Below are 13,425 nucleotides of genomic sequence, written 5' to 3' on the forward strand. Positions count from 1 at the left end.
CACCCATTATTAGATTACCCTCAAATTGATTGTAGGCTATCTACGGGAAACAGGATTTTAGGTTCATTTTAACAGCAGTTAAATCCTGTGGAAAGAGTCTGCACCTCGGCTGGATTTACTTCGTCAGTTCCATTGTTTAGGCGATCGACTCGATCTTAAAAGTCTAGTTTTAGTTGGTGTTCTGTGTCTCTTGATACGGCTGCGATCGGCTCGATCGCCAAATTAAGTTTGAGACAGCTACTCAGTATAAATTGTTGCACCCACTCCCACCGAGTAAAGTTTATATTTTTTTGAGAAACTTCGTTTCAGTATTTGCAGCAGCACCTCTCTACAAAATTTTGTTGCCTAATTACCAATTACCGATTGATTTCTTCTTCCACATAAACAGTCAATTTCTCCAAATCTGGAAGTTCAATCAATTCTTGTTCCTTTTCCTTAACCGACACGGGCATCATCACAGGTTTACGCTGCTCGATCCAGCAACTCGCCAGCGGTAAAGTTTGTTCCAAATCTTCCAAAGGCCTCGGAATGACCATCACCGCGTTCAACTCGCCAATTCGCTCAGCTTCGTACATCCCGGCTTCTACGGCTACTGCTACATCTGCAACTGCACCGCGAATAATTGCCGTGCACAAACCCGCGCCGATTTTCTCGTAAGCTGCCAAGTGTACGTCTGCGGATTTGAGCATAGCATCGCAAGCGCCGACCATTGCCGGAAATCCCCGGGTTTCGAGCAAACCGATCGCCTGATTGCTAAGCCGAGAATAATTGCCGCTTTCCGAAAGCTCAGTCAGGCGAAAGCCGATCGGCAAAACCACTTCCAAATTAGCCAAAGGTCTAGGAATCACCAACTTAGAAACAAACTGCCCGAACTGTTCGGCAGTTTGAGCTCCAGCTTCCACAGCCAAACGCACATCCGAAATTCTGCCCCGGACGATCGCCGTACAGTGACCGGAACCAATTTTTTCGTATCCTACCAGAATCACCCCTGCCGACTTCAGCATCATGTCAGCAGTCCCGACAATTGCCGGAAAACTCTTGGTGGATACCAAACCCAAAGCAGTGTCTTTGAAGTATTCCTGGCGCTGCGATCGCTCTTGCTGACTGTTACGATCTATTTGTCCGTCCATCTTCTATTACCTTTAGAAACTTCCCAAAATAAAAATTTGTTGATAGTTTATAGTTTCTCAGATGAGAAGACCGACTGCACGAGCTACAAGACACAGATTGCTGCGGCAAGGTCTGACAAATTGCTGAGCTACCAATAATATGAGATTACCTATTTATATTTGATCTTTCTGCCTTCAGCATAGCTGCCTTTTGCCGAAATGACGGCTACCCGGAACCGCCCGATAAAGTTTGACCGTTTTCGTCCGATCGATTAAAAGCTTGCCGGTGCGGAAACAGCGTCCCCAACAGCCGATTGATGTGAGCTTGACCGTACAGAATAGTTGGCGTTTCCCCTGGTTGCGGAGGCTCTGCGGCGGTGGATTCCGGCGGCTCTGGGGCAGTCTCCGGCGCAGTTTGAGGCGGTGTTTGGGCGGGTTGTGGCGGATCGATCGGATCGATCGGTCGATCGACTGGTGGCGTAGTGGCTTCGGGGGTTTCTGGTGATGTTGGCGCTGCTGCGGTTGCTTCTGCGGTCGCTTGGCGGCTGGTATCTCCGATTAGAGAACCTGCTGGTATAATTTGCATTTTGTCGATACAAGGATCGATCAGTGTCGTCCCCGCCCCAATACAGGCATTTGCCCCGATCGTTCCCGCACCTACCACCAGCGCCCCTGCACCCAGAATAACGCCCGCCTCGATTTCCAGAGTACCTTCACGGGCGTGAAGGATAACTCCCATACCGATACAGGCACCGGCGGCGATCGAGATCCGGCAGCCCAAATCTGCTTGCAGGATTGCTCCAGGGGCGATCGCCGCACCCTCATTCACAACTACATCGCCACTCATCAAAATCTGAGAGTTGCTACTTAATTGCAGTGGCGATAAATACATTCGACTTCACCATGAAAGGAGCTATTTTTTTCGATAAAAGGACTTTAAATTATGGGTTTTTTCGACTGATAAATTTAACCATGTCAATCTAAGAAACGATTATTTACTAATACTGAGAAGCTTGATGCTTTAACGTTTTATAGAAACTTTCAGAAGATTCTAGATTTTGACCAACATTTCTCAATCGAGCTTTATAACTATCTCAAATCCAACTTCAATCCGCTGGGGTTTCTCCCGTTTGCCCCTGTGCGAGGGCTTAACGGGAGAAACAGGCTAATTACCAGGCAAATTAAGGTCGTTGGATAATTTCTTCGAGTACCCGGCGCTTCGCCTTGGAGTCGATGCCAAGCAAGCGGACGTACTCGCCGCTGTGTTCTTTGAGACAGCTTTCGAGGGCGGAAATCACTTCGGATTCGCGGTTGGATGCGATCGGCGCGCAACTGCTCCAAGAACCGGTGCGGAAACGGCGCGCGTCGGCGTGTTCCGAGCCAATTTTGTAGCCTTGGGAGAGTAGGTTGCGGATTTGGTCGATCGTCTTGCCGGTCAAACTTCCGCTGCTCGCCGAACCAGTCGAAGCTGCTTTGTATCCCGATGTTGCTGCCGACTTAGATGTTGCTCCCGGCTTAGCCGATTGAGCAACTGGGCCGTCGGGACGCTGAATAATTTCTTCAACTATGCGCCGCTTAGCTTTCGGGTCAATCCCGATCAAGCGCACGTACTCGCCCGGGTACTCGTTCATCACAGATTCCAAAGCGGCGATCGCCTCAGATTCGTTTCTCACTTGTAGCGAAGGCCCGCTTTGCCAAGAACTGGTGCGGAAGCGGCGCGCGTCGGCGTGTTCCGTCCCCACCTTGTAGCCTTGAGCTAGCAAGCCGCGAACCTGAGCCACTGTTTCGGCACTCAATTTTCCGCTTGACACGGAACCGCTATTGTGGTATGAAGCTTGTTGTGCAACTTTACCGTTAGATTGGTGAGTTTTCGCACCGTTAGAACCGTTAGAGCCGTTGTCTCCCGGTCTTTGGACGATTTCTTCTAATACGCGGCGCTTGGCTTTGGTGTCAATCCCGATCAAGCGGACGTATTCTCCTTGGTGCTCAGCCATGCAAGCTGACAGAGCCGCGATTACTTCAGAGTCGCGCTTTGAGGAAATCGGGCCGCAAGTGCGCCAAGAACCGGTCCGGAAGTGTCGCACGTCGGCGTGTTCGGCTCCCACGCTGTATCCTTGAGCTAGTAAATTGCGGATGCTATCGGCTAGAGAAGAACTCAATTGGGTGCCGGCATGGGTAGAATATTTGGTTTGAGTCATATTTGGGTTTTTAGTTTGTTCGTTGCGAATTGGTGCTAGACAGGCGATGTTCTCAGCGCAGCGATAACCCGTTCTCAGAGCGTCATTGATGCCGATGACATGGGTCGCAAATTGAACGTCAGAATCTAGAACGTCAGGCAAGCGATCGGCTTGCTTCTGATTAGTGATGATGGCTCCCGAAGGTACGTACTTACCTTCGGGAATCTCCACATCTTTAATTAGTACGTGCATCATGACAATGCAGCCGTTGCCCACTCTGGCATTGAACACCGTAGAGCGAAAGCCGATAAAGCAGTCGTCGCCCACGTAGGCAGGGCCGTGAATTAAACTCATGTGGGTGAGGGAAGTATTTTTCCCCACCCACACAGAATAGGATTTGTCGTCGTCTCCTGTGACTCGCCCTTTTTCTAGGCCGTGAATCACTACTCCGTCTTGAATGTTGCTTCCTTCTCCGATATGAAAAGGAGTGCCTTCATCGGCGCGGATAGATGTCCCGGGGGCAATCATCACATTAGAACCGATATGCACATCCCCAATAATGTTAGAAAAGGAATGTACGAAGGCGGTATCGTGAATTTTGGGCTCAGCCAAGTTTTTCGACCAAGGCGTCGGGGGAGCCGCAACGTTGCGGACTGCCATAAATTAAGTTCTCCTAAGCTGAAAAATCTTTTTGTTAGTTGTTAGTTGTTAGTTGTTAGTTGTTAGTTATTCTTCCACTAACTGCTAACTGCTAACGGTTGCAACTAGCGGTACGGGTCGTCTTTTTTACTGTAAATGAGGCGATTTTCTACATTGACAGTATCTATAATGCCTACTACCAGAGCATCGATCGGACGGTTTTCGCTTCCGGGCGCTATCCGGGCTGCGCTGCCTCGGGTCACTAAAACCCATTCATCGATACCAGCACCCACACAGTCAGCGGCTACCTCATATCCGGGAACTGGGGAACCTTCCTCATCGATGAATTGCAGCAGTAGAAATTTCGATCCTCTGAGTGTCGGCTCTTTTTGGGTACTGACAACTGTGCCGAGAACTTTGGCCATTTGCATTTTAGGTAATAGGTAATAGGTAATTGGTAACTGTCATTTTTACACTGTCACTTGTCTTTGTTTTAATTAGCTTTACTCAGTCCGCTGTCCGCCGTTTAGAGTTCTTCGTCTAGTAACTAATGAATGACTAATGACTAATGACTAATAACCAATATCCCATGCCTTCCTCAATTAAAAATTAAAAATGCTAAATCAAAAACATCGCGATTTTTAATTTTTAATTTTTAATTACCTAAGGCCCCTTTGCCGATCGCCTATCTTACGATCTGTTGAGAGGGCGAATGCCGCTTACGCCTTCGCGGAACTGTTCTACAGCTTCGGTGTAGCGAATCGGCAGCACGTACTCCAAGTTTTCGTGAGGGCGGGCGATAATGTGGGTGGACATCACTTGTCCGCCGTTAACGCGCTTCACTGACTCTACTCCAGCGGCGACCGAAGCTTGCACTTCCGAGACATCTCCTCTGACAATGACTGTAACGCGAGCGCTACCAATTTTTTCGTAGCCTACCAAGGTGACGCGGGCTGCTTTGACCATCGCGTCAGCAGCTTCTACAACTGCGGGGAAGCCTAAGGTTTCGATCATGCCAACTGCAATTGCCATTGGTTTTACTCCTGATTGAATATTTGGGGAACTAAACAGTTAATTTTTGACGATCGCACTAATTTTCGTCAAACGAAATTTCTGTGCGCAAAGAACTTAGTAGCCTCGGAACTGTTCTACTGCTTCTGTATACCGAATGGGCAGAACGTATTCTAGGTTTTCGTGGGGGCGAGCGATAATGTGGGTAGAGACGACTTCTCCGCCGTTCACCCGCTTGACGGATTCCACTCCAGCGGCCACTGAGGCTTGGACTTCCGACACGTTGCCGCGCACAATTACGGTGACGCGGGCGCTGCCGATTTTTTCATAGCCCACGAGGGTAACGCGGGCAGCTTTGACCATAGCATCGGCAGCTTCCACAACAGCGGGAAAACCTTTTGTCTCAATCATTCCCACGGCAATTGACATTTTTGAATCTCCTAGAGGATTAGTGAAATTACCGTTACAAATCTTTGAGAAATCTAAAAATTTGGACGGGGAGGCCCACATTATTTAGTAATGCAGTGTAAAGCTTCCTATTCTTTAAGAATAGGGGAAGCTGTCCACCTTGACAATATAAACTAACATCATAATGTTTAATAACAAAAATTAAAATTTTTTATGTTACTTCAAATAATTTAATATTTATTTAATAAAGTTAATATAAAGACGAGTAGATGCCGACAGAGATCGGGGATTAGAGTAAGTAACAATACTTATAAAGTAGAGTTCGGTATGTGAAGCCGGGGCTGAGCATTGCCGGGAAACTTGGGGATTTCAAAAAGGGGGATCGCGGGGAAATCGGCAAAAAAGGCAGTCTTGGCCGCTCGGCAGGCATTTTTTTCTTTGAGTGCCGAGCCTGCTCAGTCGGTAATTTTGTATTGAGAGAATTCTCTGTTTTGATGCTTTAATGTATAGTTAATCTTGTTGAGTGCAAATTATTTTGCCAGAACTATACGATCGGCTTTAGTTAAAGTTTTAGGGTATCACACGATCGCCCGCGACTGTTTGTGTATAAACGCAGCCGGTAATTTGAAGTTTAAGGGATAGATTAAATGACTCAATTTCTCCTCCAAGCCTGTTGGTGGGTACCTTTATATGGCTTAATAGGCGCAGTTTTAACTTTGCCGTGGTCTACGGGAACCGTTCGCAGAACAGGGCCCAGACCGGCGGCTTACTTCAATTTGCTGATGACGGTGTTGGCTTTCCTGCACGGATCAGTTATTTTTACAGCGACTTGGGATCGACCGCCCCAACAGTTGCTCGTGCACTGGGTGCAAGCAGCAGATTTAGATTTGTCTTTTGCAATAGAAATCTCCACGGTCAGCGTCGGAGCAATGGAGTTAGTTAGTGTTCTGAGTTTGCTAGCACAAATTTACGCTCTCGGCTACATGGAAAAAGACTGGGCGCTAGCTCGATTTTTTGGGCTGATGGGTTTTTTTGAAGCGGCAATTAGCGGCATTGCCATTAGCGACTCGCTGCTTATAACTTACGCTTTGTTGGAAATGCTGACGCTTTCAACTTACTTGCTAGTAGGGTTTTGGTACGCTCAACCGCTAGTAGTAACAGCCGCTAGAGATGCGTTTTTAACAAAGCGTGTAGGAGACGTGCCGCTGCTGATGGGAGTAGTGACGCTTTCAACTTTAGCGGGAAGTTTGAATTTTTCCGATTTGGAAAAATGGGCAGAAACTGCAACTTTGTCTCCCGTAGTGGCGACTCTTTTAGGTTTGGCTTTAATCTCCGCACCTACGGCCAAGTGCGCTCAATTTCCCTTCCATTTGTGGCTCGACGAGGCGATGGAAGGGCCCAACCCGGCTTCGATTATGCGGAATACGGTAGTTGTGGGCGCTGGGGCCTATGTTTTGATTAAACTTCAGCCTGTTTTAGCGCTGTCGCCGATCGTAGAGGGGGTGCTGGTGGTTTTGGGTGCGGTGACTGCGGTTGGCGCTTCCTTGGTGGCGATCGCCCAAATCGACATCAAAAGAGCACTATCGCATTCTACTAGCGCTTCTATGGGTTTGGTGTTTATCGCCGTGGGGCTAAATCAAGTTGACATTGCTTTGCTGTTGCTGTTCGCGCACTCGATCGCCAAGGGCTTATTATTCATGAGCGTAGGGTCAATTATTACCACAACTAACACTCAAGATTTAACAGAAATGGGTGGGTTGTGGTCGAAGATGCCTGCCACGACTACGGCTTATTTAGTAGGCGCTGCGGGGATGGTGGCGCTGTTGCCTCTGGGTAACTTTTGGGCGATGCGCCGCTGGCTCAACGGTTTTTGGACGGTGCCTTTGTGGCTAGTAATTGTGTTGCTTTTGGTTAATGGTTTGACGGCGCTAAATTTAACTCGCATTTTCGCTTTAGTGTTTGTCGGACAACCGCAGCCGAAAACTCGCAGAGCTCCAGAAGTTGGTTGGCCGATGGCTTTGCCAATGGTAATTTTGACGGTGATGGGGCTGTTAGTGCCTTGGATGTTGCAGAAGTGGCAACTATTAATTAGTTGGAGCGGGCCTTGGTCGGAAACGGGAGATTTTGATGCTTTAAATTTGCTTTTGAAGACGCTGGATACGCCGCTGTTGGTATTATCTGGGTTGATTGGCTGTGCGGTTGGGGTGGCGATTTATTGGTACGGGGTGTTACCTCGACCGGTACGGCTACCTGTTCCGGTTTTGCAGGATTTGTTTGCTTACGATTTTTATATCGATCGAGTTTACCGCTTGACTGTCGTTTGGGCTGTGGCTTCTATTTCTAAAATCAGTGCTTGGACTGACAGGTATTTGGTGGACGGGGCGGTGAATTTGTTCGGTTTGGCGACAATTTTCAGCGGCGAAGGGTTGAAGTACAGCGGCACCGGTCAGTCCCAGTTTTATGTGTTGACTATTGCGTCGGGGGTTGCTGTGTTGCTGGGGTTGATTATTTGGCAGTTTTAAACTGTAGAGGTCGGCAGATGATTTTCTTCTGGGTTTGTCTGCTTTCGATCTAATTTTATGCAACTTTAAACCGCAGATGAATGCAGATGAACGCAGATGATTTTCTTCTGGGTTTGTCTGCTTTTTTATCGAGTTTTACTCGAACTCTATCGACCACAATTCGGCAACCGGAACTTCCCAACCGGGCAAAATATCGGGAATTGCAATCGTGCCGCCATCTCTCAATACAACTGGCTCGGCTGTCGGAGTGTAAATTGTTACTGTGCGCTTGTCCGGGTCGATTAATATTCCGACTTTGGCTTCGCTTTCGATGAATGATAGAATTTTTTATCGCAGGAGTTTGAGGCGATCGGACTGAGATTTGATTTCTACAACTAAGTCGGGAACGAGTTCGGCAAAATACCTTTTACTTTGTTTGAGGCGATCGGCAGCCACAAACGAAACATCGGCAACTCTCAGATCGGAATTGGGGAGGATAAACCCGCCGCTAGACTCAAACACTCGTCCGAGTTTGCGGGGTTTGACCCAGTTGCCCAAAAGTCTGACTAACTCTGCCCCTATTTCGCTCGATACAATGTCTGATGGGCCCATAATGATAATCTTTCCGTCTACGAGCATTGGTGATAAGTTAAGACTTAATTGCATTTGTCAATCAGTAATATTACTCAAAAAAACTGCTTTCTTAGGAGTGGAAAATTCACGATTTGAGAGAGAGTAGGTATAAATATCACCCTCGGCATGATTCCTCGATCGCCCAAATCTCAGTTTTATGCCCAAAATCCGAGTCAAGGTTGAGCATAATTGCTGATTGACAAATGCTTTCTTAGCTTAACTTGTTACCAATGGTCTACGAGTTCTAATTCGTAGTCTAGATGTGCTTCGCAGAGTATACTTTCCAGTTGTTCCAAGTCGGCAACTGTTAAGGGGGTGGAAGGATAGTCGGATTTAATTTGCAAATCTTCCCGATCTGTGAGACTTTCTGTAAGACTTGAGGTCATGGGACGGTTCCAAATACATCTGAAGCTATGTTAAGAAAAAAAATAGCCGATCGCTTTTATATTTAGTTGCTTTGCGTTAATGTTAAATATAGTTTAAAAATCTGTAGTAAAGGAAAGTTTTAATTGATGCTCAGTGCTTTAATCTGGATACCAATGTTGGCTGCCACCGTGATTGGGTTGTGGCCCGGTTCAGTGAGTTCTAAAATAGTTCGGAATGCCGCGATCGCCATTGCGGGCATAACTTTGATTCTCTCGGTGATTTTGGCAACTCAGTTCGATCCCAGTACGAGTCAGTTGCAGTTTTCGGAATTTATTCCTTGGATAGATGCTTTGGGATTGAATTACAATCTCGGCGTTGATGGTTTGTCTCTGCCTTTGGTAATTTTAAATACTCTGCTGACAGGGGTGGCAATTTACGCTACGGATGAGTCGATCCGCAGACCTAGATTTTATTATTCTTTGATTCTGTTAATTACCGGCGGCGTAACGGGGGCTTTTTTATCTCAAAATTTGCTGCTATTTTTCCTGTTTTTTGAGATAGAATTGATTCCGCTTTACTTGTTAATTGCGATTTGGGGAGGCGAGCGCCGGGGTTATGCTGCTACTAAGTTTTTAATCTATACTGCTTTTTCCGGCATTGTACTGCTGGCTGCTTTCTTGGGAACTGTTTGGCTGAGCGGTGCTTCTAGTTTCGATTTGGTTGGTGGAGCGGGCGCATTGCATTTGCAAGGAGGATTGCCTTTACCTTTGGTAAGGCAAATGATTTTACTGGCTGGGGTGTTGCTGGCTTTTGGGATTAAGATGCCTTTGGTGCCTTTTCATACTTGGCTGCCGGATGCTCACGTAGAAGCTTCCACGCCGGTTTCGGTGCTGCTGGCGGGGGTGCTTTTGAAGCTGGGAACTTACGGGATGCTGCGCTTTGGTTTGGGTTTGTTTCCCGATGCGTGGGCGGTGGCGGCGCCTTGGTTGGCGAGTTGGGCTGTGGTAAGCGTGCTTTACGGGGCGAGTTGCGCGATCGCCCAAAAAGATATGAAAAAAATTGTAGCTTACAGTTCGATCGCTCACATGGGCTACATTTTGTTAGCTAGCGCCGCAGCTACTCCGATTAGTATGTTGGGAACTGTTTTGCAAATGGTTAGCCACGGTTTAATTTCGGGGCTGCTATTTTTGAGTGTCGGCGTTGTTTACAAAAAATCCGGCACCCGCAACATTGATGTGCTAAAAGGTTTGTTCAATCCCGATCGCGGTTTGCCGATGATTGGCAGTTTAATGATCCTCGGCGTGATGGCAAGTGCGGGGATTCCGGGTTTGGCTGGATTTATTGCTGAATTTTTGATATTTCGGGGCAGTTTGCCAGTGTTTCCCGTGCAAACTTTCCTCTGCATGATCGGCACTGGCTTAACTTCAGTTTACTTTTTAATTATGGTCAACCGCGCCTTTTTCGGCCGCCTTTCGGATTTGGTGGTAAATTTGCCACAAGTCCGCTGGAACGATCGCATTCCTTCGCTGGTTTTAGCAATAATTATTGCAATCATGGGAGTGCAGCCGGGAGTTTTAGTTGCTTTGAGCGAGAAAACTGCGATCGCAATGGCAGCTCCTGGGCCCGCGCAAGTTAAAGTTTCTCAAAACTTAGACTGATAGGATGTCCGGTCGATCGACCGCACTCCAATTCGTTTGTAGTGAGTATGACAGTCCTCAGAATTGTATAATGACTTGCATTCCTCACTACAAACAAACGCACCCCGCAGAAACCGAAAAAAACCGCTTTTTTCGATATAGAGTGCCTCCAGGAGATTAGGTATTTTTATATCAAAATAAAGTAAATATTTGTGTTTTTAGGTAGCCAACATTGCCAAAAATGATATAATACCAGAACTATAAGCAGTAAGAAAATAGTTATTAAATTCAGGCTGAATCCAGATGAAAAGTACCGTATTAAAACCGTCTGTCCATCCCCTAGCCGCATACATTGATGTCTTAGAATCAGGCAAAGCTTTGCTGCCTGAATCGGCGGAAAATGTAGTAGAAGTTGTCGGCGTTCTGAAAAGTTATGGTATTGTTTTAGATGCCTATTCTCGCAATCTCAATTATATTGCTGAAGAACAGTTTTTAGTGCTTTTCCCATTTTTTAAATATTTCAATGGGGAAGTCACTCTGCCGAAGTTAATACGCTATTTATGGCACGATCGCATAAATTTTGAGTATGCGGAGTATTGCATGAGAACAATGCTTTGGCACGGCGGCGGGGGTTTGGACAGTTATTTGGATTCTCCGGAATTTAGCAGTTTGGTCGAAAAGGCGATCGCAGCTAAATTAAAAGGCAATTTTTTCATGCAGGGACTTCACAAAGCATTTCCCGATTTTTTGCCGGAACAAGTGCGGATGCTGGCTTACTACACCGGTCTCGGTCAGTTTTGGCGGGTAATGAGCGATTTGTTTATGGACTTATCTGATTCCTACGATCGAGGGGAAACTAAGTCTATTTCTGATGTAGTTGATTTTGTCAAAGCCGGTTTAGTCGCCGCCGCCAGCCTACCTATTACCTACAGCGTCAAGATTGGCCCTCAAGTTTACGATATACTGCCAGCGACGGCTAATTTGACATTTTTACCAGATGTAGCCGTGCCTTATGTAGAGGCTGTTTTCTTTCGGGGCACTGCGTTTTTTGGCACAGTTTCATACAATGCTCAAGCGCATCAAATCCCGGAAGAACAAAGAGAATTTGCCTACGGAGCTTTGTTTGCTGACCCTTTACCGATTGGAGGTGCAGGGATTCCGCCAACTCAATTGATGCAAGATATGCGGCATTATTTGCCGGAGTATTTGCACGAAGTTTATCGCACGAGTTGTCGGGGTGAAGACGATGTGCGGGTGCAAATTTGCCAGAGTTTTCAAAAGTCGATGTTTTGCGTGACGACGGCGACTATTTTGGGTTTAGCACCTCATCCAATGAATACATCGGATTATGAGGAAAGAAAGGCTAATCGGGCTTATTTGGAAGGTTGGATGGATCGATTTGGGAATTCTCGCTTGGATTGGGCAAATCAGCCAACTAACCGGGCCTGTCAGTTGTTCCCAGAACGGTAATTGTAGGGTGCGTGACAGCGAGAAATATTTGACTCGCAACTTGCGAATGCGGAAATCACGCACCGCAATTTGTATTGACAATAAGGGTTATAGAGGTTATTATCAAAAAACTAGCTTTGTTTAATACATCGAATAAACTGATATCTTTCACGTATCCCGTCAGTCCGCAAGGGGTTTAAACCCCTTGCTCAAAGCTAAAGTCCACAGCGAGGAGCACTACAATCGCAGTCTTGGACGCACGGGGGCCAGAAACCGGGTTTTTTGCCAAAAAGACGCGTTCCAGCCAGCAGATCAGGTAAAAAACCCGGTTTCTAAGCATTGGAGCACGTAAGTCCTTAATTGTTTGTGAAAATGCTGCTTTTTGGTGAGTTCAAATGACTTTGACATCATTGAATCAAGCTTTACATCGAATTTTAAAATGGTTAGAAGAACACAAGCCGGAAGCTATTTCATTATTACAACCAGGCTTGTCTAATAATGAAATTGAAGAACTTGTTAAAGACTTGTCGATTCAATTTCCACAAGAACTTTACGATTTATACAAATGGAAAAATGGTTCGGAAGATAGTCTAGGTATAGCAAATGCTGCTTACATTTTTGAGTATTTTAGTTTTTATCCTCTAGAAACTGCTATAGAACAATATCGCTCGAAGCTAAATTTTAATAAACAGTGGAGAAATAATATATATAGTTCCAGTTGGATGGAACTATTTTTTTGTTATATACCAGAAGTTGGAGGTTATGTATTAGTTGACGGCAGTCAAGAAATCAGTCAGGTAATTTTCGCCTATCATAAAGACGCTGATGACATTACCAAGAAATATACCAACCTCACGAGCATGATAACAACGATAGCAGAGTGTTATGAAACAGGGGCTTATTCCATAACTAAAGATGAATATTTTACAGGGTCACAAACTAAAGATCATCAAAAAGCGCATCAAATTTGGTGCAAACACAATTCAGAAATCGTAGATTCACTACTGGAAAAACTGCAAAAATTATCGTCTTATCAATCATTTATAGATATAGCAGCCGATATAAGGGAGCTAAAAGACCCAAGAACTGTAAAACTCCTAATTCGGGCTTTAGAAAGACCTGTTTTGACTTTCGATGATTTATGTATTCAAGAATTCGCTGCCGAGATGTTAGGAGAATTAGGCGATGCTGGGGCTGTTGAATCTCTCATTTCGGCTTTACAAAACGATAGCTGGATGACTCAATATTGGACAGCAAGATCGCTAGGTCAGGTCAAATCTAAACCAGCAAATGACCCTTGGATCGAACCTTTGAAAGATAGCAATAATCGAGTTCGAGAGATGGCAGTTTGGGCGTTAGGAGAAATCTGAGATTTAAGAGCAGTAGAACCCCTGATTGATGTTTTACGGGATAGCGATTATAGGGTAAAACAAGCGGCAAATGAAGCCTGGGATAAACTGGTTGCCAGGTTTCCTGCAATTGAGGAAGAAATTCC

At 46.0% G+C, this 13,425-nt stretch carries 11 protein-coding genes and 1 pseudogene; 4 read left to right on the forward strand and 8 right to left on the reverse strand.

The genetic code is table 11. From position 1 onward, the window contains the following. Positions 1–356: 356 nt before the first annotated feature. The 6 genes from ccmO to E5S67_RS09975 form a co-directional block, all read right to left on the reverse strand. Complete coding sequence (gene ccmO / locus E5S67_RS09950) at positions 357–1,130, reverse strand: beta-carboxysome assembly protein CcmO (RefSeq protein ID WP_172186879.1); 774 nt, start codon at positions 1,128–1,130, stop codon at positions 357–359. A 205-nt stretch (positions 1,131–1,335) separates the two neighbouring features. Further along, positions 1,336–2,001: a beta-carboxysome scaffolding protein CcmN gene (gene ccmN, locus E5S67_RS09955; RefSeq protein ID WP_172186880.1), complete on the reverse strand. Its 666-nt coding sequence runs from the start codon at positions 1,999–2,001 to the stop codon at positions 1,336–1,338. A 289-nt stretch (positions 2,002–2,290) separates the two neighbouring features. Continuing rightward, complete coding sequence (gene ccmM, locus E5S67_RS09960) at positions 2,291–3,946, reverse strand: beta-carboxysome scaffolding protein CcmM (protein WP_172186881.1); 1,656 nt, start codon at positions 3,944–3,946, stop codon at positions 2,291–2,293. 104 nt (positions 3,947–4,050) lie between these two features. After that, positions 4,051–4,356, reverse strand: coding sequence for a beta-carboxysome shell vertex protein CcmL (ccmL, locus tag E5S67_RS09965; RefSeq protein ID WP_172186882.1), 306 nt, complete (start codon positions 4,354–4,356; stop codon positions 4,051–4,053). A gap of 259 nt (positions 4,357–4,615) precedes the next feature. After that, positions 4,616–4,957 (reverse strand): carbon dioxide-concentrating mechanism protein CcmK, encoded by a 342-nt coding sequence (locus E5S67_RS09970; protein WP_006635058.1) that lies wholly within the window; start codon positions 4,955–4,957, stop codon positions 4,616–4,618. A gap of 96 nt (positions 4,958–5,053) precedes the next feature. Further along, a complete protein-coding gene (locus tag E5S67_RS09975; protein WP_006635059.1) occupies positions 5,054–5,365 on the reverse strand; it encodes a carbon dioxide-concentrating mechanism protein CcmK in 312 nt (103 codons plus the stop codon). A gap of 626 nt (positions 5,366–5,991) precedes the next feature. Here E5S67_RS09975 and E5S67_RS09980 point away from each other — a divergent pair. Further along, entirely contained in the window at positions 5,992–7,866 is a 1,875-nt protein-coding gene (locus E5S67_RS09980; RefSeq protein ID WP_172186883.1) for an NAD(P)H-quinone oxidoreductase subunit F, read from the forward strand. 135 nt (positions 7,867–8,001) lie between these two features. On the opposite strand, the pseudogene E5S67_RS34695 reads toward E5S67_RS09980, so the two are convergent. Continuing rightward, positions 8,002–8,511 (reverse strand): annotated as a pseudogene (locus E5S67_RS34695) (Uma2 family endonuclease). 191 nt (positions 8,512–8,702) lie between these two features. Then, positions 8,703–8,864, reverse strand: coding sequence for a hypothetical protein (locus tag E5S67_RS09990; protein ID WP_246276711.1), 162 nt, complete (start codon positions 8,862–8,864; stop codon positions 8,703–8,705). Positions 8,865–8,990: 126 nt separating this feature from the next. Between E5S67_RS09990 and E5S67_RS09995 the strand changes: the two genes are divergently transcribed. The 3 genes from E5S67_RS09995 (at position 8,991) to E5S67_RS10005 (ending at position 13,300) form a co-directional block, all read left to right on the forward strand. Continuing rightward, entirely contained in the window at positions 8,991–10,502 is a 1,512-nt protein-coding gene (locus E5S67_RS09995; protein WP_172186884.1) for an NADH-quinone oxidoreductase subunit M, read from the forward strand. Positions 10,503–10,784: 282 nt separating this feature from the next. Then, positions 10,785–11,951: a CO2 hydration protein gene (locus E5S67_RS10000; protein WP_172186885.1), complete on the forward strand. Its 1,167-nt coding sequence runs from the start codon at positions 10,785–10,787 to the stop codon at positions 11,949–11,951. 374 nt (positions 11,952–12,325) lie between these two features. After that, positions 12,326–13,300, forward strand: coding sequence for a HEAT repeat domain-containing protein (locus E5S67_RS10005; RefSeq protein ID WP_172186886.1), 975 nt, complete (start codon positions 12,326–12,328; stop codon positions 13,298–13,300). Positions 13,301–13,425: the final 125 nt, after the last annotated feature.

Origin of the sequence: Microcoleus asticus IPMA8 (assembly GCF_013179805.1) — a bacterium.
Lineage (GTDB): Bacteria > Cyanobacteriota > Cyanobacteriia > Cyanobacteriales > Microcoleaceae > Microcoleus > Microcoleus asticus.

Coding starts and splice junctions, on each gene's coding strand:
- E5S67_RS10000 (WP_172186885.1), top strand. CDS start 10,785: ATGAAAAGTACCGTATTAAAACCGTCTGTCCATCCCCTAGCCGCATAC.
- E5S67_RS09970 (WP_006635058.1), bottom strand. CDS start 4,957: ATGGCAATTGCAGTTGGCATGATCGAAACCTTAGGCTTCCCCGCAGTT.
- E5S67_RS09980 (WP_172186883.1), top strand. CDS start 5,992: ATGACTCAATTTCTCCTCCAAGCCTGTTGGTGGGTACCTTTATATGGC.
- ccmL (WP_172186882.1), bottom strand. CDS start 4,356: ATGCAAATGGCCAAAGTTCTCGGCACAGTTGTCAGTACCCAAAAAGAG.
- ccmN (WP_172186880.1), bottom strand. CDS start 2,001: ATGTATTTATCGCCACTGCAATTAAGTAGCAACTCTCAGATTTTGATG.
- ccmO (WP_172186879.1), bottom strand. CDS start 1,130: ATGGACGGACAAATAGATCGTAACAGTCAGCAAGAGCGATCGCAGCGC.
- E5S67_RS09995 (WP_172186884.1), top strand. CDS start 8,991: ATGCTCAGTGCTTTAATCTGGATACCAATGTTGGCTGCCACCGTGATT.
- E5S67_RS09975 (WP_006635059.1), bottom strand. CDS start 5,365: ATGTCAATTGCCGTGGGAATGATTGAGACAAAAGGTTTTCCCGCTGTT.
- ccmM (WP_172186881.1), bottom strand. CDS start 3,946: ATGGCAGTCCGCAACGTTGCGGCTCCCCCGACGCCTTGGTCGAAAAAC.
- E5S67_RS10005 (WP_172186886.1), top strand. CDS start 12,326: ATGACTTTGACATCATTGAATCAAGCTTTACATCGAATTTTAAAATGG.
- E5S67_RS09990 (WP_246276711.1), bottom strand. CDS start 8,864: ATGACCTCAAGTCTTACAGAAAGTCTCACAGATCGGGAAGATTTGCAA.